Raw genomic sequence first — 22,868 nt, 5'->3', positions numbered from 1 at the left:
GTCATGAAAAAATTAGTTGCGACAGCGCCCCGTGTAGCGGCGCTGGTGGAATACGAAGATCGTCCTGTTGCAGCACATGAGGTGAAGATTCGTGCCCGTTATGGCGCCCCGAAACACGGTACTGAAGTCGTGGATTTCCGCGCGGCAAGCCCGTTCATCAATGAAGAGTTCAACGCGGAGTGGCAGATGTTTACCCCGCGTGAAGAAGGTGCAGCGCGCGGTATCGAATTTGGTAAATTCCAGCTGGGGAACATGATCGTCGGCGACATCATCGAATGTGGTGCGGACGTGACCGAATACCAGATCGGCGACAGCGTCTGCTGCTACGGCCCGTTGCAGGAAACGGTCATTGTAAACGCGGTGAACAACTATAAGCTGCGCAAAATGCCGCAGGGCGCATCCTGGAAAAATGCCGTTTGTTACGATCCGGCGCAGTTCGCCATGAGCGGCGTGCGTGATGCTAACGTCCGCGTAGGGGATTTCGTCGTGGTTGTGGGGCTGGGCGCGATTGGCCAGATTGCGATTCAGCTGGCGAAAAAAGCCGGCGCGTCAGTGGTTATTGGTGTCGATCCTATCGAACATCGCTGTGAGATCGCCCGCCGTCACGGTGCAGACCACTGCCTGAACCCAATCGGTACCGATGTCGGTCTGGAAATTAAGAAACTGACCGGCAAGCAGGGCGCGGATGTGATCATCGAAACCAGCGGATTTGCAGATGCGCTGCAATCTGCGCTGCGCGGTCTCGCCTACGGAGGAACAATCTCCTACGTGGCCTTCGCCAAGCCGTTTGCGGCGGGCTTCAACCTTGGTCGCGAGGCACACTTCAACAACGCCAAAATTGTCTTCTCCCGCGCATGCAGTGAACCCAACCCGGATTATCCGCGCTGGAGCCGCAAGCGTATTGAAGAGACCTGCTGGGAATTGCTGATGAACGGTTATCTCAATTGCGAAGATCTGATCGACCCGGTCGTCACCTTCACCACCAGCCCGGAAAGCTATATGAAGTATGTCGATCAGCACCCGGAACTCAGTATCAAAATGGGCGTCACTTTTTAAGCTAAGGACAGTAAATCATGAAAATCGCAACACAAAACCAGGCCTTTTTCCCGACCGCTATCATGGAAAAATTCGAATACATCAAAGCGATGGGATTTGATGGCTACGAAATTGATGGCCGGCTGCTGGTGGAAAACCTCGACGAAGTAAAAGCGGCTATCAAAGCCACCGGCCTGCCGGTCACGACGGCCTGTGGCGGATACGATGGCTGGATCGGGGATTTTATCGAAGAACGCCGCCTGAACGGTCTACAGCAGATTGAACGCATTCTTGAAGCGCTGGCAGAAGTGGGCGGCAAGGGGATTATCGTTCCGGCTGCCTGGGGGATGTTTACCTTCCGTCTGCCGCCAATGACTTCGCCACGTAGCCTGGACGGCGATCGCAAAGCGGTCAGCGCTTCCCTGCGCTGGCTGGATGAGGTGGCAGCGCGCACCGGTACTACCGTCTACCTGGAGCCGCTGAACCGCTATCAGGATCATATGATCAACACCCTGGCCGACGCGCGTCGTTATATCGAAGAGAACGGCCTGAAGCACGTGCTGCCGGATGTCACCGGGATTGAAGTTGAGCTGGACGGCGTCAATTTCACGCTCCTTTCAGGCGAAATTCTTGAGTGGCAACGCGAGCTGGCCTTTGCTAACGGCGAACTGCATCGTAACGTTGTCTGGCGTTCGCCGGACGGAAAACGCTATCGCCTCGAGAGCCGTCGTTTTGTTTCGCTGGACCAGTTGCCCTTAGTGGCAATGCAGCTCTCGATCACACCGCTTGACGGCGCCGCTCAGGCCGTGCTGAAAACCGGCATAGATGCGACACAAACGAACAGCGGCAGGCAGCATCTGGATGAAATCTCGGTCAGGGTCTTTGACCAGAACTACATGCAGGGTGTGTATGAAACGCAGGACCGGGCGTCTGAAGTTGTTGTTTCGGCGTTTTGTCAGCTCTCCGCTAAGAGCGACAGTTGTTTCACCGCCAAAAATCGTCGCCTCAGCGTTCATCATTCTCTGACCATTACGCAAGGTGACACTGTCACACTTGAGAAGATCGTCTGGCTGACGCATCGCAGCGATAAAGCGCTCTCGCAGGAGTCTTTCGCCCGCAACGCGCTGGCCGATCTCAAAGTCTGCGCGGCAAGAGGCTACGATACGTTGCTTGAGAGCTCAGCGTTCGCCTGGGAAGCGGTCTGGCGTGATGCTCGGGTGGAAGTGACTTGTGCAGAACAGCAGGATCAGCTGGCGCTGGATTACGCCGTCTGGCATCTGACGACAATGACGCCTGCTCATGATGAGCGAAGCAGTATTGCGGCGAAAGGGCTGACGGGTGAGGGGTATAAGGGACACGTCTTCTGGGATACCGAAATTTTCCTGCTGCCGTTCCATCTGTTTACCCGTCCACAGATTGCCCGCAGTCTGCTGCGCTATCGCTGGCTCAATCTTTCGGGCGCGCGTGAAAAAGCACGCCGTAACGGTTGGCCGGGCGCGTTGTTCCCGTGGGAAAGCGCCGCCAGCGGACAGGAAGAGACGCCAGAATTCGCAGCCATTAACATCCGCACCGGGGTTCGCCAGAAGGTTGCTTCCGCACTCGCTGAACATCACATCGTGGCAGATATTGCCTGGGCCGTAGTCGCTTACTGGCAGGCAACACACGACGATGCCTTTATGCGCAATGAAGGCCTGACGCTGCTGATGGAAACCGCTTCGTTCTGGATGGGACGCGCGACGGAAATTAATGGTCGTCTTGAGATCCTTGACGTGATCGGACCGGATGAATACACCGAGCATGTCAACAACAACGCCTACACCAACTATCTGGCCTGGCACAACGTTGCCTGCGCGCGTCAGTTTATGGCGATGTTTGGGCGTGAAGATGCGCGTTTTACGGAGAATGCCGGGAAGTTCCTGGCGCGCCTGTGGCTGCCAGAGGCCGACGCAGACGGTGTGATCCCGCAGGACGATACCTTCATGGCGAAACCTGCCATCGATCTGAGCCGCTATAAAGCCAAAGCGGGTAAGCAAACCATTCTGCTTGATTACTCTCGCGCGGAAGTGAACGAGATGCAGATCCTGAAGCAGGCCGACGTGGTGATGCTTAACTACCTGCTGCCGGAACGGTTTACGCCGCAGCAATGTGCCGCCAATCTGGCGTTCTACGAACCACGCACGATCCATGATTCCTCCCTGAGTAAAGCCATTCACGGCATTGTGCTCGCACGCTGCGGTGACACCGACGGGGCGTATGCCTTCTGGCGTGATGGGATTGCCATCGACCTGGGGGACGACCCGCACAGCAGTGATGACGGTATTCATGCCGCCGCCACCGGTGCGATCTGGTTGGGCGCCATTCAGGGATTTGCTGGCCTGCACATTAGCGAAGGGGAGCTGCATCTTGCGCCGAAGCTGCCTGCTCACTGGCAGAAACTCGCCTTTCCGCTGCGGTGGCGGGACGCAACGATGCACATTACCTGTGAAGATGACCAGTTAACCATTGAAACCACCGCACCTGTCACGTTGACGCTGTGGGGTAAAACGCTGCACGTATCAGGGCGAAAGGTCTGCGCGCGTAAGGACTTTCTTGCATCTGTTAATGGGACCGCTACCACGGAGGGGCGCCATGACGCTTAACGCTGTTGTATTCGATCTGGACGGGGTGATCACCGATACCGCGCATCTTCACTTTCTGGCCTGGCGCGCCGTGGCGGAGGAGATTGGTATCACCTTCGACGAAGTATTTAACGAACAGCTGAAGGGAATAAGCCGTATGGACTCCCTACAGCGCATTCTGATACATGGCGGAAAAGAAGGGATGTTCAGTGACGAGCAGCGCCTGGCGCTGGCGACGAAAAAAAACGCGCTTTACGTCCAGTCGCTGGCATCACTGACGCAGGATTCGCTGCTGCCGGGTATTCGCGACGTGCTGGCGGATATTCGCGCCGCGAAGGTCAAAATTGGCCTGGCATCCGTATCGCTTAATGCCCCTGGAATTTTGCACGCGTTGGGTATTCATCAGGCTTTCGATTTTTGCGCCGATGCGTCGCGCATTTGCCGCTCAAAGCCGGACCCGGAAATCTTCCTTGCGGCCTGTAAAGGACTGAACGTACGTCCTGAAGAGGCCATTGGTATCGAAGATGCCGCCGCAGGGGTAGATGCGATCAACGCCGCAGGAATGCTGTCGGTCGGGATTGGGCCTGGCCTGAACCATGCGGGATTACAACTTCATTCAACGCAGGAACTGACCTGGGAACGCCTGACGGCGTTCTGGGCATCCCGGGCGTATTGATAAGGAATTAATAATGGCTCAACTGTCTCTGAAACACATTCAGAAAATCTATGATAACCAGGTCCACGTGGTTAAAGATTTCAACCTCGAAATTGAAGACAAAGAATTTATCGTCTTCGTCGGTCCATCGGGCTGTGGGAAATCCACGACGCTGCGAATGATTGCCGGCCTCGAGGAGATCAGCGCGGGTGAACTGATTATTGACGGGGTTTGCATGAATGATGTTCCCGCCAAGTCCCGTGATATTGCGATGGTCTTCCAGAACTATGCGCTCTATCCGCATATGACGGTCTACGACAACATGGCGTTTGGCCTGAAAATGCAAAAAATTGCGCCCTCCGTCATTGAAGAACGCGTTAGCTGGGCGGCACAGATCCTGGGCTTGCGCGACTATCTCCAGCGTAAACCTGGTGCGTTGTCCGGCGGTCAGCGCCAGCGCGTGGCGTTAGGCAGGGCGATAGTGCGCGAAGCGGGGGTCTTCCTGATGGATGAGCCTTTATCCAACCTTGATGCCAAACTTCGTGTGCAGATGCGCGCTGAAATCAGCAAGCTGCACCAGAAGCTTAACACCACCATGATTTACGTGACGCACGATCAGACGGAAGCCATGACGATGGCGACACGCATCGTGATTTTAAAGGACGGCATCATTCAGCAGGTGGGCGCGCCGAAGCAGGTATACAACGAGCCGGCGAATATGTTCGTTGCAGGGTTTATTGGCTCACCGGCGATGAACTTCATTCGTGGCGCGATCGACGGCCGCTACTTTGTGACCGAAACGCTGCATCTGGAGATCCCGGAGGACAAGCTGGCCGTGCTGAATGCGCAAGGTTACCAGCGTAAAGCGGTTGTCTTTGGGATCCGTCCGGAAGACATTCTCACCGTACAGCGAAGCGGTGAAAACATCACGGCGAAGATCAGCGTTGCTGAGCTGACCGGGGCTGAATTTATGCTTTATGCCTCCGTGGGTGGGCATGAACTGGTTGTCCGTGCGGGAGCGGCGGATGATTACGTTGCCGGAGAGAATATCGGCATCCAGTTCGATATGAATAAGTGCCATTTCTTCGATGCTGATACTGAAACAGCTATTAGATAAGAAAGGTGTTCGCCGGAAATGAAAGTTTCCGGTTTTTTGTGTGTTAATTATAAAGGAATATTTTAATGAGTACTCTACTAAGAAGTGCTGCGCTCGTCCTGTGCGCAGGGGTGAGCTGCGCGCAAGCAACAGAATCAGCCAAACAGTGGGAATTTAATATTGGCGCCATGTATGAAATTGAAAACGTCGAAGGTCAGGCCGACGATAAAGATGGATTATATGAACCCTCCGTGTGGTTTAATGCCACATGGGATGCCTGGACCATTTCGCTGGCTATGTATCAGGAAGGGCCGGTCGATTACAGTAGCATGACGCGCGGCACCTATTTCGATCGTCCTGAAGTAGAATTACGCTATCGTTTTATCGGCACCGATGATTTTACGTTCGGCCTGACCGGTGGCTTCCGTAATTATGGCTATCACTTTAAGGATGAGCATGGTGCTAAAGACGGTAGTGCTAATATGCAGCGCTATAAAGTTCAGCCTGACTGGGATATTAAACTAACCGACGACTGGCGTTTTGGCGGCTGGTTTGCCATGTATCAGTTTGCCAACGATCTGGAAAAAACCGGCTATTCTGACAGCCGCGTCGAGACCGAAACCGGTTTTACCTGGACAATTAACGAAACGGTCTCGGCAAAAGTCAATTACTATTTAGAGCGCGGTTTTAATATGGACGGCTCACGAAATAACGGTGAATTCTCCACTCAGGAAATTCGCGCCTATCTGCCGATTTCATTGGGTCAGACGACGCTAACGCCTTATACCCGTCTGGGACTCGATCGCTGGTCAAACTGGGACTGGCAAGACGATCCTGAGCGTGAAGGACATGATTTCAACCGTTTGGGTATGCTGTACGCCTATGATTTTAACAATGGTTTATCCATGACGCTGGAATATGCCTACGAATGGGAAAACCATGACGAAGGGGAAAGTGACCGCTTCCACTATGCCGGTATCGGCGTGAATTACGCGTTTTGATAACACTTCACCAGGGGCGTTTGCCCCTGGTTTTTAGCGTAATGAAGCCGCATCTGAAAAATGCGTTTCAACCAATATCTTATGCGGGGCAGGTTTACCCGCTATGCACCTGAACAACACATCGCAGCTCTCTTCGCCCAGCTTTCTGGTGGGGATATCAAAGCCGCCAGGCGCAGGGGTTAAAATGAGAGATAGCATTGGGTCGCTGTATCCTGCCATTGCGACCTGTTCCGGGATCGTCAGGTTTAGCGCATCCGCGGCACGATAAAGACTCAGCAATTTCATACTGTCTGTCGCAAAAACCGCATCGGGCGGGTTGTCTGAAGAGAGTAGCTGACAGGCCGCCTGAAGCGCGCTTTCATGGGTATACCCGCCATCAATAACCCAGTCCGGGTTAATCGCAATACCCTGCTTCTCAAGGCTCGATTTATAGCCCGCCAGGCGATCGATAGAAACGTGATAATCGAGCGGGGCATGCAGGCAGGCAATTTTAGTTCGACCATGTTTGATAAATGAGTCGGTTAATATGGCGCTGTCGCGGAAATTATCCGTGTCGACAGAATAGATATTCTGGTAATTACCTTCCACTTTACCAATAACGACCACGGGCACGCCATATTCGTCCAGCGTCGCGAAAAAAGACTCGTTCGCCGGCGAGCTTAGCATGATGATCCCCTTGATCATCTTCTGCTTTATTTTACCCACGCATTTTTGCAGATCATCTTCGCTGCTTTTGGACGTTTGTAAAATAACATCAAAACCCTCTTCTTCTGCTTTTGCCGTAATGGCATGTAGTACATCAGAGAAAAACGGATTGCCTGCGGTGGTTTTGGTTGAACGGGTCGAAATAACCATAATGGCGTCGAAGCCAGAAGAGGTGAGTGCGCGGGCAAGTTTATTCGGTTGATAATTTAATTCTTCTATCGCCTTCAACACCTTTTCGCGCGCTTCAGGAGAAATATTCGTTTGTTTATTCAGAACGCGCGACACGGTTGATTTCGAAACGCCAGCAACGCGGGCAATATCATAGATGGTGGGTGACATACACCTTACTCACTCCAGACGGACAGCAATTGCGCCCATCTTACTGGAGAGAAAACGGCAATAGCAATAATTAAGAATTGATAATCAACGATCTGCCCCAATTTACTGTATTCTGAAGTGACTTTTTTCAGGGTTCCAGGCAATGAAGGACGGCGATGAAGCGACTTAAAAACGAATTCAATTCTCTGGTGAACCGTGGCGTTGATCGCCATCTGCGTCTTGCCGTGACGGGGCTGAGCCGCAGCGGTAAGACAGCATTCATTACGGCGATGGTCAATCAGCTGTTGAACCTGCATGCAGGGGCGCGCCTGCCACTGCTTAGCGCAGTGCGCGAGGAGCGGTTGCTTGGGGTGAAACGTGTACCGCAACGTGATTTTGGCATACCCCGTTTCACCTATGATGAAGGTCTGGCGCAGTTATACGGGGAGCCTCCCGCCTGGCCCACCCCGACGCGTGGCGTGAGCGAAATCCGTCTTGCGCTTCGTTTCCGCTCGAATGAATCCCTGATGCGTCACTTCAAAGAAACGTCCACGCTCTATCTCGAAATTGTGGATTACCCGGGAGAATGGCTGCTCGATTTACCGATGCTGGCGCAGGATTACCTGAGCTGGTCCCGACAGATGACCGGTCTGTTGCAGGGGCAGCGGGCAGAGTGGTCGACCAAATGGCGCCAGCTTTGCGAAGGACTGGATCCGCTGGCACCGGCGGATGAAAACCGTCTGGCCGTCATAGCCGAAGCCTGGACGGATTACCTGCATCAGTGCAAGCAGGAGGGGTTGCATTTTATTCAGCCGGGCCGCTTTGTTCTGCCGGGTGATTTAGCCGGTGCTCCCGCGCTACAGTTTTTCCCGTGGCCGGACGTTGACAGCATCGGTGAATCGAAACTGGCGCAGGCGGACAAGACCACCAACGCCGGTATGCTCCGCGAGCGATACAATTATTACTGTGAGAAGGTGGTTAAGGGCTTTTATAAAAATCACTTTTTACGCTTTGACCGCCAGATCGTACTGGTGGACTGCCTGCAACCGCTCAACAGCGGGCCGCAGGCGTTCAATGATATGCGGCTGGCGCTGACGCAGCTGATGCAAAGCTTTCATTATGGCCAGCGTACGCTGTTTCGCCGTTTGTTCTCGCCGGTCATCGACAAGCTGCTGTTTGCCGCCACAAAAGCTGACCATATGACGGTCGATCAGCACGCCAACATGGTATCCCTGCTGCAACAGCTGGTGCAGGATGCCTGGCAGAATGCGGCCTTCGAAGGGATCAGCATGGATTGTCTGGGGCTGGCGTCCGTACAGGCTACGCAGAGTGGGTTGATTGATCTGAATGGCGAGAAAATTCCGGCCCTGCGGGGCAACCGTCTCAGCGACGGTGAGCCGCTCACGGTCTATCCGGGGGAAGTTCCGGCGCGTCTGCCGGGCCAGGTTTTCTGGCAAAGCCAGGGTTTTCAGTTCGAAGCCTTCCGTCCGCAGAGTATGAACGTTGACCAGCCATTGCCGCATATCCGTCTGGATGCCGCGCTGGAGTTTTTAATTGGAGATAAATTGCGATGACGGAACCGTTAAAACCACGCATTGATTTTACCGGCCAGCTTGAGCAGTCCCCGCATGAGGCGTTTAAAACGGCGCAAACCTTCAGCGGCCCGCAGGCCGACAACTTTGCTCCCGTGCTGGCAGACGAGCCGTTGGCTGAAGAGGGGCAGGCGGAAGCGGTGGTTGATGCGGCACTGCGACCGAAACGCAGCCTGTGGCGCAAGATGGTGACCGCCGGGTTAGCCCTTTTTGGTGTGAGCGTAATCGGCCAGGGCGTGCAGTGGGGCGTCAATGCCTGGCAAACGCAGGACTGGGTGGCGCTGGGGGGATGCGCCGCCGGGGCGTTGATTGTTGGTGCGGGCGTTGGCTCGGTCGTTACCGAGTGGCGTCGCCTATGGCGTTTGCGTCAGCGTGCCCACGAACGCGATGAAGCGCGGGATCTGCTGCACAGTCACGGCACAGGAAAAGGGCGTGCTTTTTGTGAAAAGCTTGCGGCTCAGGCCGGGATTGATCACTCTCACCCGGCGCTTCAGCGCTGGTATGCGGCGATCCACGAAACCCAGAATGACCAGGAAGTGGTCACGCTCTATGCCCACATTGTTCAGCCAGTGCTGGATGCGCAGGCTCGTCGTGAGATCAGCCGCTCGGCGGCGGAATCTACCCTGATGATCGCCGTCAGTCCGCTGGCGATGGTGGACATGGCCTTTATCGCCTGGCGCAACCTGCGCCTGATCAACCGCATCGCCAGACTGTATGGCATTGAGCTTGGCTATTACAGTCGGCTGCGCCTGTTCAAACTGGTATTGCTGAATATCGCCTTCGCCGGGGCAAGCGAACTGGTGCGGGAGGTCGGGATGGACTGGATGTCGCAGGATCTTGCGGCCCGTCTCTCTGCCCGGGCGGCGCAGGGGATTGGTGCCGGTCTGCTTACGGCACGCCTGGGCATCAAAGCGATGGAGGTTTGTCGTCCACTCCCCTGGATCGATGGCGATAAGCCGCAGCTGGGGGATTTCCGTCGCGAATTGATTGGCCAGCTTAAAGAGACGCTCAATAAAAAACCTGCTCAGTGAGGTTTTGTTTACTAATCGTGCGGGCTGTCAATATTTGTTGACAGCCACCTTCCCGAATACCGTGATCTGACATATCATTTTACTGTTATTGGCTTAAACGGTGAATTTCCCATGCGTCTGGAAGTCTTTTGTGAGGACCGTCTCGGTCTGACCCGCGAGTTACTCGATCTTCTTGTTTTACGTAGCATTGATTTACGTGGCATAGAGATCGACCCTGTCGGGCGAATTTACCTCAATTTTGCCGAAATTGAATTTAATACCTTCAGTAGCCTGATGGCGGAAATCCGCCGTATCGCTGGCGTTACGGATGTACGCACCATCCCCTGGATGCCGTCCGAGCGGGAACATCTTGCGCTGAGCGCGCTGCTGGAAGCAATGCCGGAGCCGTTTCTCTCTCTCGATCTGAAAAATAAAGTCGAGCGCGTTAACCAGGCCAGCTGCCAGCTGTTTGCGCAGACTCAGGAAAAACTTATCGGGCACCACGCCACGCAACTGATTACCGGTTTTAATTTCCAGCGCTGGCTGGACAGCAACCCGCAAAATACCCATAGCGAGCATGTCGTTATCAACGGACAGAATTTCCTGATGGAGATCACGCCGGTCTACCTGAAAGGGGAAAATGCCGCGCGGGTGCTCACCGGCGCGGTGATCATGCTGCGCTCCACGGTGCGCATGGGACGCCAGTTACAGAATCTTTCCAGCCAGGACGTCGGCGCATTCAGCCAGATTATTGCGGTGAGCCCGAAGATGCGTCATGTAATCGACCAGGCGCGCAAGCTGGCAAATCTTACGGCGCCGCTGCTGATTACCGGGGATACCGGTACGGGGAAAGATCTGCTGGCGCATGCTGTGCACATGGCCAGCCCGCGTGCGGCAAAACCGTATCTGGCGCTGAACTGCGCCTCTATTCCTGAAGATGCGGTGGAAAGTGAGCTGTTCGGGCATGCGCCGGAAGGCAAAAAAGGCTTCTTTGAGCAGGCGAACGGCGGCTCGGTGCTGCTGGACGAGATTGGCGAAATGTCGCCACGCATGCAGGCGAAACTGCTGCGTTTTCTCAATGACGGCACGTTCCGCCGTGTAGGGGAAGATCATGAAGTGCACGTGGACGTGCGCGTCATCTGCGCCACCCAGAAAAACCTGGTGGAGCTGGTGCAGAAAGGGGTATTCCGCGAAGATCTCTACTATCGTCTCAACGTTCTGACGCTTAATATACCGCCGCTGCGTGATTGCCCGCAGGACATCATGCCGTTGACAGAACTGTTCGTGGCCCGTTTTGCCGACGAGCAGGGCGTGCCGCGTCCGAAGCTCGCTGCCGACCTGGGCACCGTGCTGACGCGTTACGGCTGGCCGGGCAATATTCGTCAGCTTAAAAATGCGGTCTATCGCGCATTAACTCAGCTTGAAGGGTATGAACTGCGCCCTCAGGATATTCTGTTGCCGGATTACGATGCCGGGACGGTCTCGGTAGGCGAAGAGGCAATGGAAGGCTCGCTGGATGACATCACCAGCCGTTTCGAGCGTTCGGTGTTAACGCAGCTTTATCGCAGCTATCCGAGCACGCGCAAGCTGGCTAAACGTCTTGGGGTGTCACATACCGCAATTGCGAATAAGCTGCGCGAGTATGGGTTAAATCAGAAGAAGGGTGACGAATAAATAAAAAAGCCTCTTTGCAGAGGCTTTTTTACGTTTAGGCTTTAAGCGCCTCAAGTGCAGCGGTGTAATCCGGTTCGGTAGTGATTTCGTTAACCAGCTCACTGAAAACAACGTTGTCGTTTTCGTCGATCACCAGCACCGCACGAGCAGCCAGACCTTTCAGCGCGCCTTCGGAAATGGCAACACCGTATTTTTCCAGGAAATCCGGGCTGCGCAGAGTGGAAAGGGTGATGACGTTGCTCAGGCCTTCAGCGCCGCAGAAGCGGGACTGGGCAAACGGCAGGTCAGCAGAAATGCACAGCACTACGGTGTTGTCCATTTCGGTCGCCAGCTGGTTGAATTTACGCACTGATGCAGCACAAACGCCAGTATCGATGCTTGGGAAAATGTTCAGGACTTTACGTTTGCCAGCAAACTGGCTCAGCGTGACGTCAGACAGATCTTTAGCCACCAGAGTAAAAGGCTGTGCTTTGCTGCCAGACTGTGGGATGGAACCTGCAACAGCAACCGGGTTGCCCTGGAAATGAACGAGTTGTGACATAGATATCTTCCTGTTTACAAATAGTTAACGTCGTGGCTAGTGTATGTCATCCGCAGTTAGCACGGCAAACCAATTTTCTGCCTTTCCGGCCTGCAAGGAGTCAGTGATGAGAAGCGTTAAGGTCTATGAAGAAGCCTGGCCATTGCACACCCCGTTTGTGATCTCGCGTGGCAGCCGTAATGAGGCCTGTGTGGTCGTGGTTGAATGTGAAGAGGACGGCGTAAAAGGCGTCGGGGAATGTACCCCTTATCCTCGCTACGGAGAAAGCCTGGCGTCAGTCATGGCGCAAATTATGACGGTGGTGCCCGAGTTGCAGGCGGGTCTGACGCGCGAGGCTCTTCAGCTTCGGTTGCCGGCCGGCGCGGCACGCAACGCGATTGACTGCGCACTCTGGAGTCTGGAAGCGGCGAAACAACAAAAACCGCTGCCTGCGCTGCTGGACGTTACGCTGCCGCAATCGATCGTCACCGCGCAAACGGTGGTCATCGGTGAACCAGAGCAAATGGCCGCCAGCGCTCAGGCGTTGTATGCCACCGGTGCAACATTATTAAAGGTGAAGCTCGACGATCGTCTGATTAGCGAACGCATGGTCGCCATTCGTGCGGCGGTGCCTGATGCCACTCTTATCGTCGATGCGAACGAATCATGGCATAGCGAAGGGCTCGCAGCCCGTTGTCAGCTGCTTGCCGATCTGGGCGTCGCCATGCTGGAGCAACCCCTCCCGGCAGAAGACGATGCCGCGCTGGCGAATTTTATTCATCCGCTTCCCGTCTGTGCAGACGAAAGCTGTCATACCCGTGAGAGCCTGTCAGCTCTCGAGGGACGCTACGAAATGGTGAACATTAAGCTGGATAAAACAGGTGGATTAACCGAGGCCCTGGCACTGGCACAAGATGCGCAGGCGCAAGGCTTTGCTCTGATGCTGGGCTGCATGTTGTGCACGTCCAGAGCGATCGGCGCTGCGCTCCCGCTGGTGAACAGCGTGCGTTTTGCCGATCTTGACGGCCCAACCTGGCTGGCGGTTGACGTATCACCCGCCCTGAATTTTACCTCCGGTGTGCTTCATCTTTAAGGCTGCCAGCGCAGGAGATCTGTCATCGCCCGCAGGTATTTTTCGCTCGCTTCATCCGAGGAGATTGGCGGAAACTCTGCGGTGATACAGTGAAGGCTAAGGTCCGCGCACCAGCTGCCAAACGACCCGGGTGTTTCATAGCCAACGCTGCTCACCAGAGGTAGAGCAAACGCATCCGCCAGCCACTGCCCGAGCGCCGTATTACGAGGATCTTCAATACAGGCGAGGGGATCGTGGAAAGAGACAACCCAGGCCGGGTGGATCTTATGAATAAGCTGGCACAAGGCCTGAGTCTCCGGTTCGGAACCGGGTTTTTCTCCCGTGAGCAGGACAACATCTCGCTCCTGCGCCGAACTGTTCCAGCGATACACCGTTTCACCGGCGCGCCAGTTTGCCGCCGGGAAGTTCCTGTTCAGGTCAACGCCGCGTGCATTCGCCCGTAATCCAAGCTGACAACCGTCCGGGTTGACGGTCAAAATCACATGATGACGTCGTAAATCGGGGGCCAGCGTACGTAGCGCGCACGAGAGCGTCACGACAGACGAGTTTTCATCGCCATGCGTGCCCGCAATGATTAAGCCGCTATTGCGATCGGCCTCGGGTGCCGGAAACCAGATCAGCGGCGCGCCTAAAAACGAGCGTCCATAATGTTCAGTCCCGGGCGGGAAGGCGCCGCGTTCCGTTCTTGGTCGGGTAGTTGCCATAGTAAACCCTGATCATAAAGTCACTTCTGGCAGTGTTGTGCAAAAGCCGCGCTTAATCAAATAGTTTCCGTGTGTGTGGAAAATTGCCTGACATCAACTTTCCGGAGGAAGCATTTGCATTTCTCCGTTTCGAAACAAATAATTACGCATCTGCCTGTTACCTGACATCATTAAGGGGATCGTATGAAGCATCCTGTTTCGCTTCTTTGTACTGCGCTGTGGCTGTGCGGGCTTTCTTCACTTTCATATGCCGCGGAGGTTCCCGAAGGAACGGTTCTGGCGCAAAAGCAGGAGCTGGTTCGACATATCAAAGATGAGCCCGCTTCGCTCGATCCGGCAAAAGCGGTGGGATTGCCCGAGATACAGGTGATCCGCGACCTCTATGAAGGGCTGGTGAATCAGAACGAAAAAGGGGAGTTAGTTCCCGGCGTGGCGACGCGCTGGCAGAGCAATGATAACCGCGTCTGGACATTCACGCTGCGGGATAACGCTAAGTGGTCCGACGGTACTCCGGTAACGGCACACGATTTTGTCTATAGCTGGCGTCGTCTGGTTGATCCTAAAACAACGTCACCTTTCGCCTGGTTTGCGGCGCTGGCGGGCATTAACAATGCCCAGTCCATCATCGACGGCAAAGCTGCTCCGGATACGCTCGGCGTGACGGCGGTCGATGCTAAAACGCTGCGCGTGCAGCTGGACAAACCGCTACCCTGGTTCAGTAATCTGACGGCTAACTTCGCGTTTTATCCTGTTCAAAAGGCCAATGTGGAGAGCGGTAAGGAATGGACGCGCCCTGGCGCGCTCATTGGCAACGGTGCTTATGTGCTGAAAGATCGCGTGGTGAATGAAAAACTGGTGGTTGAGCCGAACTCTCATTACTGGGATAACGCCAGGACGGTGCTTAAAAAAGTCACCTTTGTGCCGATCAACCAGGAGTCCTCAGCGACCAAACGCTATCTGGCGGGCGATATCGATATTACAGAATCGTTTCCGAAAAACATGTACCAGAAGCTGCTTAAAGATATTCCGGGACAGGTATACACACCGCCACAGCTTGGGACCTATTACTACGCGTTTAATACGCAAAAAGGCCCAACCGCGGATGCCCGCGTACGTCTCGCGCTCAGCATGACTATCGACAGACGTATTATGGCGGAAAAAGTCCTGGGGACCGGCGAGAAACCGGCCTGGCATTTTACTCCCGATGTCACTGCGGGTTTTACGCCGGAAACCTCGCCATTTGAGCAGATGTCGCAACAGGAGCTAAATGCGCAGGCGAAAACGTTGTTGCAGGCGGCAGGCTATGGCCCTCAGCGCCCGCTTAAATTAACGCTGCTGTACAACACGTCTGAAAACCATCAGAAAATTGCGATTGCCGTTGCATCCATGTGGAAGAAAAATCTGGGTGTTGACGTTAAGTTGCAGAATCAGGAGTGGAAAACCTACATCGACAGCCGCAATACCGGGAATTTTGACGTCATCCGTGCATCGTGGGTAGGGGACTACAATGAGCCGTCAACATTCCTGTCGCTGCTGACATCCTCCCATAGCGGGAATATCTCACGATTCAACGATCCTGCTTACGATAAGATTATTCATCAGGCGACGCTCGAAACTACTGAAAAAGCGCGTAATGCCGACTACAACATGGCCGAGAAGATCCTCACCGAGAAAGCACCGATTGCCCCTATTTATCAGTACACCAATGGCCGTCTCATCAAGCCATGGGTTAAAGGTTATCCGATAAATAACCCAGAGGATGTTGCGTACAGCCGTACAATGTATATTGAAAAGCACTAAAAAGAGCTCAGGGCGCTACGTGATTATGGTTAACATCCATTAACCGCATAAGCGCCCGCTCTCAGGGTTGATTGTTTTACAGCCTGGTTATTTCCGAATATTCCCTTCATATCAGCCCATCACTCATTGTCATGATGAATATCTTCAGAGAGATTCTTCCTCCCGTTTATCGAAAAACGCGTAGTCATTTATTCGCCATTCCAGTAGCAGTGTAGTCATTACTTTTTTTAAGATTAAATTTGTCCGATACAGGATTTTTCATATTCAGGCCATTTATTGAATTAAAACCTTATTTCTCTGCACTGTTAAGGGACGCGTTAATAAATGCATTGATGTAAATCAATTATTCAACCTCATGGAGCAATAAGTTCAATATTTCCAATCAAAGCAGTCATTTCTGCCAAATTAATGTGAATAAATAGTTAATTTTTACTGTGTGTCATGTATCTATGGCATTTATGAGTACAATAATTTAGTGGAATATTCTTAAGAAAAGTCTAATGGTAGATCTTTGATTTGAGAAGTTGATTTTAAATGGGCTTTTGCTCTAATATGGTTTTGTAAAGAAACGTCACTCACTTAACATTTATTTCTTTTAAAGAAAGGGACTGCTATGGCCGATTCATTCCAGAATGAGGTGCCCAAGGCACGCATAAACTTAAAGCTGGCTCTGCATACAGGTGGCGCGCAGAAGAAAATCGAACTGCCGCTTAAACTCCTCACCGTCGGTGATTTCAGTAATGGAAAAGAGAATCGCCCATTATCGGAAAGGGAGAAAATTAACGTCAATAAAAATAACTTCAACAGCGTACTTTCGGAATTTAACCCGGAAGTGAATCTGACGGTTCCTAACACAATGGCCGGGGATGGTTCGGAGGAAAGCATAAAACTGAATTTCTCCGATATTAAGGATTTCGAACCTGAACAGGTTGCCCGCCAGATCCCCCAGCTCCGCGCCATGCTGGCCATGCGTAATTTATTACGCGACCTCAAATCCAATCTCCTTGATAACGCCACTTTCAGAAAAGAACTCGAGAAAATTCTTAAAGACCCGGCGCTGTCTCAGGAATTACGCGACGAAATGAGTGCACTGGCCCCGAAATAAGCGGCATGTGTAATTTAATGGATTAACCGGGAATATGCTGATGTCTGTGAATACTGAAACCGCCTCCGCGCAGGGGCAGACCACCGTACTGGAAAAAGAGGGCGTTTACGCCTCCCTGTTTGAAAAAATCAACCTGACCCCGGCCTCCAGCCTGGGGGATATCAATGCGTTTCTGGATGACGCCGCGCTTTCTGACGCTCCGGCGGGTGAACGCCTGACGGCGGCGATGCAGGTGTTTATGGACTGCATCCGCAAATCCGGTCAGCCGGTGGAGAAGCTCGACAAAACGCTGATTGACCACCATATCGCTGAGCTGGATTTCCAGATTAGCCGTCAGCTGGATGCCGTAATGCATCACCAGGAGTTCCAGAAGGTGGAGTCCCTGTGGCGCGGCCTGAAGCAGCTGGTGGACAGCACCGACTACCGCCAGAACGTGAAAACCGAAATTCTGGATGTGTCGAAAGAAGATCTGCGTCAGGACTTTGAAGACGCGCCGGAACTTATCCAGAGCGGCCTCTACTGGCACACCTATACCGCCGAATACGACACCCCGGGCGGAGAGCCGATTGGCTCCGTGATTTCATCCTATGAATTTGACGCCAGCCCGCAGGATGTGGCGCTGCTGCGCAACATCTCTAAAGTGTCAGCTGCCGCACATATGCCGTTTATTGGCTCTGTCGGTCCGAAATTCTTCCTGAAAGACTCCATGGAAGAGGTCGCTGCAATTAAGGATATCGGCAACTACTTCGACCGCGCCGAGTACATTAAGTGGAAATCCTTCCGCGACACCGACGACGCCCGCTACATCGGCCTCGTGATGCCGCGCGTGCTGGGGCGTCTGCCGTATGGCCCGGACACCGTACCTGTACGCAGCTTTAACTACGTTGAGCAGGTGAAAGGCCCGGATCACGAGAAATACCTGTGGACCAGCGCGTCGTTCTCCTTTGCGTCAAACATGGTGAAGAGCTTCATCAATAACGGCTGGTGCGTGCAGATCCGTGGCCCGCAGGCGGGCGGGGCGGTGAAAGACCTGCCTATTCATCTGTACGATCTGGGTACCGGCAACCAGGTGAAAATCCCGTCTGAGGTGATGATCCCGGAGACCCGCGAGTTTGAGTTCGCCAACCTCGGCTTTATCCCGCTCTCGTATTACAAAAACCGCGACTATGCCTGCTTCTTTTCGGCGAACTCCGCGCAGAAACCGGCGCTGTACGACACCGCAGATGCCACGGCCAACAGCCGCATCAACGCACGTCTGCCGTACATCTTCCTGCTGTCGCGTATTGCGCACTACCTGAAGCTCATCCAGCGCGAGAACATCGGCACCACCAAGGACCGCCGCCTGCTGGAACTGGAGCTGAATACCTGGGTGCGTAGTCTGGTGACGGAAATGACCGATCCGGGCGATGAGTTGCAGGCTTCTCATCCGCTGCGTGACGCGAAGGTGGTGGTGGAAGATATCGAAGACAACCCGGGTTTCTTCCGCGTGAAGCTGTTTGCGGTGCCGCACTTCCAGGTGGAAGGCATGGATGTGAACCTGTCTCTGGTGAGCCAGATGCCGAAAGCGAAAGCGTAACGTAAGGCAGGAAGCATGAAAACGGAACAACCGTTATGGGGCAGGGGCCAGATGGTCTCTCCCCAGCACTTCCAGCAACAGGCCGCCTATGCGGCCTGGTCTGCGGAATGTATCGCCCGACTGGGTCTCTCCCATCCCTGGGGGGTGATTAATGCCACTTTCGAACCGGATGTACTGAAGTTGGGCCGTCTACAGGCCCGTCATCTGCACCTCCGGTTCCCTGACGGGACATTAATCGATACGGATAATGCTGACGACCTGCCACCGGTGCTGGCGCTTGAGAGTGAAACACAGGACGTGGTGGTGGTTCTGGCTCTTCCGCTCCTGCGCGCGAATGGTGGCAACTGCCTTAAGCCCGATGAGGTGGCCGCGCGTCCTGTTCGCTATCGCCAGCGCTGGCGGGATGTCCGCAACCTTTTTGGCGATGACACCCGCCAGATTGCAGTGATGCGGCCAGAGCTGACGTTGCGATTTGCCCATCAGAACAACAGCGATTACCTGACCTGTCCGGTTGCCCGCCTGCAACAAGATTCGCAGGGGAACTGGGCACTTGATGAGACATACCTTCCGCCGCTGCTGGCGTTGCTGGGCAGCCGCTGGCTGATGACCCAGCTGGGGCAACTGTTGACGCAACTGCGCGCCCGTCTGGGCCGCCTGATGGACATGCGCCGGGAAAGTAATGAGCGCATGGCGGATTTTGCCGTAGCCGATGTTTCATTGTTCTGGCTGCTCAATGCCCTGAACAGTGCTGAGCCCGTGCTGGGTCAGTTTCAGCGCCACCCGCAAAGCCCGCCTGAGCGTCTCTATCCGGAGCTGGCAAGGCTTGCAGGCAGCCTGTTGACATTCTCGCTGGAGCATCAGGTCAGTGCGATCCCGGCATGGCAGCATGAGCAACTGAATAACGTCTTCCCGCCGCTGTTTGATTTACTTGGCGATCTTCTGGAAGCCAGCCTGCCATCGCGGGTGGTGGCGATTGAGCTTGAGCATGATGACCGGCTTCACTTCTGGCAGGCCCGTCTGCATGATCCACGTCTGCGCGAAGGCGCTGATTATTACCTCTCCGTGCGTTCACCGATGCCGGTGGCACAATTGCAGGAGCAGTTCCCGCGCCAGTGCAAGGTCGGCAGTCCCGATCATGTCAGGAGTATCGTCAATTCATCGCGGGTGGGCGTCCCTCTGATGCCGCTGCGCCATGTGCCGGCAGCCATTCCACTACGTCTGGAAAATCAGTATTTCAGCCTTGATGTCTCTCATCCCCTGGCCATCGAAATGTTCCAGAGCGGCACCTGTATGTTTTACGTTCCGGGAATGCTCGCCGAGCCTGAACTTGAACTCTTTGCGGTACTGAGAACATGAATGATCGTAAACGCGCTACTGCCGCGTTCATTGATATTGATGCCCTGTTACAGGACACCTGGCTACAGGTGATCAGTCTGCGTCACGGCCCGACATTCCAGGACGGGGAAGGTCGTACGCTTTGGGAGCGCTGCATTGATGATGTCGGGCGTGTGCAGCGAAAACTGAAAGCGAGCGAACTCGATGAAGCCAGCTGCCAGCATATTCTTACGGCACAGTGTGCGCTGCTTGATGAGGCGGTCAAAGGTCGCGGTGTGGAGGATGATGCCTGTATACAGTGGTATGACATTCCCTTACAGGGATACTTCCTTGGCACCATGGACGCCGGTGACACGTTATGCGATCGGATGCGTGATGTGCTGCGTGAACCGGCTCCTGACCACGCCGTTGTGACCTGCTTCCAGCGAGTCATGATGCTCGGATTCCTCGGCAACTTCCGCTCCCTGAACGATCCTGAGCGGCAGAAACTCATGAATGCACTGAATGAATATGTTGCGCCGTTCAGCTATTCACAACCCCATCCCGTTCTGGCGGAAAGCCATGCCGGACGGGGGATAGGGGGGTGGCTGGCATCATGGCCTATGCGCATTGGCCTGAGTGTGGTGGTGGTCACCGCATTATGGTGGGGACTGGATTGCTGGCTGGATCAGACACTGCTTACCCTGCTGCCGGGAGCCGTGAAATGAGCCCTGCACAACAGCGCGGGCTTGCGCTCTGGGCTGCCCTGCTGAGTGCAGTGGTCTGCCTGTGGTTTCTGCCAGCATCCCGTCTGGTTTCCATTCTCGTCCTGCTGGTGGTACTGGGACTCATCATAGCGTTCTGGGCTGTCGCCTGCCGTCGCGTGCAGCACGATTTCACCCTGTGTCTGGAGGACCTGCCTGAAGCCAATTATTGTCAGCCCGTGGTACTGGTCTGTGGCGATCTGCCGCTTGCCTGGCCGCATCAGTCACCTGTGCTTACTGTCACGCAGGGCTGCTGGATCCGTGTGGAGGATCATCTGGAACTGGAGCAGGCCGCCCGTCAGGTACTGTGGTTGCGCCCCGACTGGGGACGTCAGCTGTCAGTGATGGTCAGTGTTTGTCCGCAGCAGCACCCTGACAGTGAGCGCCTTACCAGTCGTTTGCTTGCCCTGCGCTGGCAGATTAGCCGGTTGCGTAAAGCAACCGGCCATTCTGTGCCACTGGTTCTGAATGGACAGGTCGGCAGTGCGATGATGAATGACATGCTCTGGCAGACGGCGATCCTGGGGGAAGGGGTAAAGGTCTGGAGTGGGACTTCAGCGCCTGGCTCAGTTGCTGAATGGGTTAATACTGGCGGAACGCCTGCGATGCAGCAACAGGTGCTGATGAACAGCCTGATGAGCTGGTTCCAACAGCACGTCCAGGCTGTCCTTATGGATGAAAACCCCGATATTCCTGTCATTGAACCTGTTGCGGTTCTGTGGGGATTGGGTCCGATCCTGACCGGAAGCATGGCCACCTCTGTCTGGACAGCGTGGTTGTCCCGCCATACTGCGATGCAGCAGGTGTCTGGCTGGCAGCCGGCGGGAACGGACAGTACGGTTATTTCCCTGTTCCCGAATTTTGTCCTCCCTTTACTGCCAGAAGGACGAGGCCTGACACCGCATGGTCGAACCTGGCGCGGTGCGCTCGGAATCTTCACGCTGGCGACCATTGCTGCGCTACTCAGCAGTGGCTGGAATAATCGCCAGCTGTTGCAACGCGTGAGCTTCGATATTGCACGCTATGAACGTATACCGATGAATGACTTCGGGCCGAAAGCTGACGCCGTTGCCGTGCTGCGCGAGGATGCGGCATTGCTGGACGACCATGCACGTAACGGTGTACCGGCCCGGCTGAGTCTGGGTCTGTATCAGGGCGGACGTCTGCGTATGCCAGTGCTGAATGCGATTCGCTCTTATGTGCCTCCGCCTCCGCCGCCTGAACCGGAACTCAAACCGGCACCGAAAATCATCCGCCTCGACAGCATGTCGCTGTTCCATACCGGAAAGTGGGCGCTTAAACCCGCCTCAACAAAGCTGCTGGTGAACTCACTGGTGGGGATCAAGGCGAAGCCCGGCTGGCTGATTGTGGTGGCGGGCCATACCGACAGCACCGGGGATGACCAGTCCAACCAGGTGCTGTCGCTTAAGCGCGCGGAGTCGGTGCGCGACTGGATGCGGGATACCGGCGACGTGCCGGAGAGCTGTTTTGCGGTGCAGGGCTATGGTGAAAGCCGTCCTGTCGCCACCAACGACACGGCTGAAGGCCGGGCGCTGAACCGCCGTGTCGAAATCAGTCTGGTACCGCAGGCGAATGCCTGTCAGGCGCCGGGCAAGACCCATGCGTCATCGCAGGATGATGGCGCTGATAACAATGTAACGGAGTAATTAACATGGCAATTCCAGTCTATCTGTGGCTGAAGGACGACGGCGGCGCGGACATCAAAGGGTCTGTGGACGTTCAGGATCGTGAAGGCAGTATCGAAGTGGTGGCCCAGGAGCACAACCTGTACATCCCGACCGATAACAATACCGGCAAGCTGACCGGTACCCGTATCCACACCCCGTTCCTGTTCACCAAGGAAATCGACTCCTCCAGCCCGTACCTGTACAAGGCGGTGACGACCGGCCAGACCCTGAAATCGGCCGAGTTCAAATGGTACAGAATCAATGACGCAGGCCAGGAAGTGGAGTACTTCAACACGAAGCTTGAGAACGTGAAGCTGGTGAAAGTGAATCCGAAGATGCATGACATCAAGGATCCTGCTTTCGAGAAGCACAACCACCTCGAGCAGATTGAACTGCGCTACGAAAAAATCACCTGGACCTACAAGGACGGCAACATCATTCATTCCGATTCCTGGAACGAACGCGCCACTGCGTAAGAGCCCTGAGCAGACGGTCAGCCGTCTGCTTTTTTTGCTGAGCGCCTGTACTGACGGGTGGTCAGCAAAGAAAAACACAATCTGCCTGCCCGACCTGATGCGCTTTGGGTTCCTGAATAACAGG

19 protein-coding genes are annotated in these 22,868 nt (G+C 54.7%); 16 read left to right on the top strand and 3 right to left on the bottom strand.

Going from position 1 to position 22,868, the window contains the following annotated elements:
- The first annotated feature begins 3 nt into the window (after positions 1-3).
- From ycjQ to O1721_RS16090, 5 genes are all read left to right on the top strand, one after another.
- Positions 4-1,056 carry a D-guloside 3-dehydrogenase gene (ycjQ, locus tag O1721_RS16110; protein ID WP_032648479.1) on the top strand — a complete coding sequence of 351 codons (1,053 nt, stop codon included), beginning with the start codon at positions 4-6 and terminating at the stop codon, positions 1,054-1,056.
- Positions 1,057-1,073: 17 nt separating this feature from the next.
- On the top strand, positions 1,074-3,674 hold the full coding sequence (locus O1721_RS16105) for a TIM barrel protein (RefSeq protein WP_045325007.1): 2,601 nt from the start codon (positions 1,074-1,076) through the stop codon (positions 3,672-3,674).
- Positions 3,664-4,329 carry a beta-phosphoglucomutase gene (gene pgmB / locus O1721_RS16100; protein ID WP_026080595.1) on the top strand — a complete coding sequence of 222 codons (666 nt, stop codon included), beginning with the start codon at positions 3,664-3,666 and terminating at the stop codon, positions 4,327-4,329. Before O1721_RS16105 ends, pgmB begins: the two co-directional genes overlap by 11 nt.
- Before the next feature lie 13 nt (positions 4,330-4,342).
- Positions 4,343-5,425, top strand: coding sequence for an ABC transporter ATP-binding protein (locus tag O1721_RS16095; RefSeq protein ID WP_032648477.1), 1,083 nt, complete (start codon positions 4,343-4,345; stop codon positions 5,423-5,425).
- Positions 5,426-5,490: 65 nt separating this feature from the next.
- Complete coding sequence (locus tag O1721_RS16090) at positions 5,491-6,405, top strand: OmpG family monomeric porin (RefSeq protein WP_023303821.1); 915 nt, start codon at positions 5,491-5,493, stop codon at positions 6,403-6,405.
- A 33-nt stretch (positions 6,406-6,438) separates the two neighbouring features.
- On the opposite strand, the gene O1721_RS16085 is transcribed toward O1721_RS16090, so the two are convergent.
- Complete coding sequence (locus O1721_RS16085; RefSeq protein WP_023296696.1) at positions 6,439-7,449, bottom strand: LacI family DNA-binding transcriptional regulator; 1,011 nt, start codon at positions 7,447-7,449, stop codon at positions 6,439-6,441.
- A gap of 155 nt (positions 7,450-7,604) precedes the next feature.
- Between O1721_RS16085 and O1721_RS16080 the strand changes: the two genes are divergently transcribed.
- The 3 genes from O1721_RS16080 (at position 7,605) to tyrR (ending at position 11,704) form a co-directional block, all read left to right on the top strand.
- Complete coding sequence (locus O1721_RS16080; protein ID WP_032648475.1) at positions 7,605-9,002, top strand: YcjX family GTP-binding protein; 1,398 nt, start codon at positions 7,605-7,607, stop codon at positions 9,000-9,002.
- The gene (locus tag O1721_RS16075; protein ID WP_032648473.1) at positions 8,999-10,051 is read left to right on the top strand and encodes a YcjF family protein; all 1,053 of its coding nucleotides are present in this window, start codon (positions 8,999-9,001) and stop codon (positions 10,049-10,051) included. Before O1721_RS16080 ends, O1721_RS16075 begins: the two co-directional genes overlap by 4 nt.
- A gap of 111 nt (positions 10,052-10,162) precedes the next feature.
- Complete coding sequence (gene tyrR / locus O1721_RS16070) at positions 10,163-11,704, top strand: transcriptional regulator TyrR (protein WP_032648471.1); 1,542 nt, start codon at positions 10,163-10,165, stop codon at positions 11,702-11,704.
- Positions 11,705-11,738: 34 nt separating this feature from the next.
- Here tyrR and tpx read toward each other — a convergent pair whose 3' ends face one another.
- Positions 11,739-12,245, bottom strand: coding sequence for a thiol peroxidase (gene tpx, locus O1721_RS16065; RefSeq protein WP_003856889.1), 507 nt, complete (start codon positions 12,243-12,245; stop codon positions 11,739-11,741).
- A 106-nt stretch (positions 12,246-12,351) separates the two neighbouring features.
- On the opposite strand from tpx, the gene ycjG reads away from it, so the two are divergent.
- Positions 12,352-13,317 carry an L-Ala-D/L-Glu epimerase gene (gene ycjG, locus O1721_RS16060; RefSeq protein ID WP_032619607.1) on the top strand — a complete coding sequence of 322 codons (966 nt, stop codon included), beginning with the start codon at positions 12,352-12,354 and terminating at the stop codon, positions 13,315-13,317.
- Here ycjG and mpaA read toward each other — a convergent pair.
- Positions 13,314-14,021: a murein tripeptide amidase MpaA gene (gene mpaA, locus O1721_RS16055; RefSeq protein WP_032648470.1), complete on the bottom strand. Its 708-nt coding sequence runs from the start codon at positions 14,019-14,021 to the stop codon at positions 13,314-13,316. The genes ycjG and mpaA overlap by 4 nt on opposite strands.
- A gap of 183 nt (positions 14,022-14,204) precedes the next feature.
- Between mpaA and O1721_RS16050 the strand changes: the two genes are divergently transcribed.
- The 7 genes from O1721_RS16050 (at position 14,205) to hcp (ending at position 22,744) form a co-directional block, all read left to right on the top strand.
- A complete protein-coding gene (locus O1721_RS16050; RefSeq protein ID WP_032648467.1) occupies positions 14,205-15,821 on the top strand; it encodes a peptide ABC transporter substrate-binding protein in 1,617 nt (538 codons plus the stop codon).
- A gap of 613 nt (positions 15,822-16,434) precedes the next feature.
- Complete coding sequence (gene tssB, locus O1721_RS16045; protein ID WP_003856899.1) at positions 16,435-16,926, top strand: type VI secretion system contractile sheath small subunit; 492 nt, start codon at positions 16,435-16,437, stop codon at positions 16,924-16,926.
- 40 nt (positions 16,927-16,966) lie between these two features.
- Positions 16,967-18,502 (top strand): type VI secretion system contractile sheath large subunit, encoded by a 1,536-nt coding sequence (gene tssC / locus O1721_RS16040; RefSeq protein WP_023324775.1) that lies wholly within the window; start codon positions 16,967-16,969, stop codon positions 18,500-18,502.
- Positions 18,503-18,517: 15 nt separating this feature from the next.
- Positions 18,518-19,858 (top strand): type VI secretion system baseplate subunit TssK, encoded by a 1,341-nt coding sequence (gene tssK, locus O1721_RS16035; protein WP_017693345.1) that lies wholly within the window; start codon positions 18,518-18,520, stop codon positions 19,856-19,858.
- A complete protein-coding gene (tssL, locus tag O1721_RS16030) occupies positions 19,855-20,544 on the top strand; it encodes a type VI secretion system protein TssL, short form (protein ID WP_032648460.1) in 690 nt (229 codons plus the stop codon). The genes tssK and tssL overlap by 4 nt, the downstream gene beginning before the upstream one ends.
- The gene (locus O1721_RS16025; RefSeq protein ID WP_479953193.1) at positions 20,541-22,247 is read left to right on the top strand and encodes an OmpA family protein; all 1,707 of its coding nucleotides are present in this window, start codon (positions 20,541-20,543) and stop codon (positions 22,245-22,247) included. Before tssL ends, O1721_RS16025 begins: the two co-directional genes overlap by 4 nt.
- A 5-nt stretch (positions 22,248-22,252) precedes the next feature.
- Entirely contained in the window at positions 22,253-22,744 is a 492-nt protein-coding gene (gene hcp, locus O1721_RS16020; RefSeq protein ID WP_009653685.1) for a type VI secretion system effector Hcp, read from the top strand.
- Positions 22,745-22,868 lie beyond the last annotated feature (124 nt).

The sequence above is a fragment of the Enterobacter cloacae complex sp. HYC033_NIDB genome, assembly GCF_056673335.1.
This window is presented reverse-complemented; position numbering and strand designations above follow the sequence as displayed.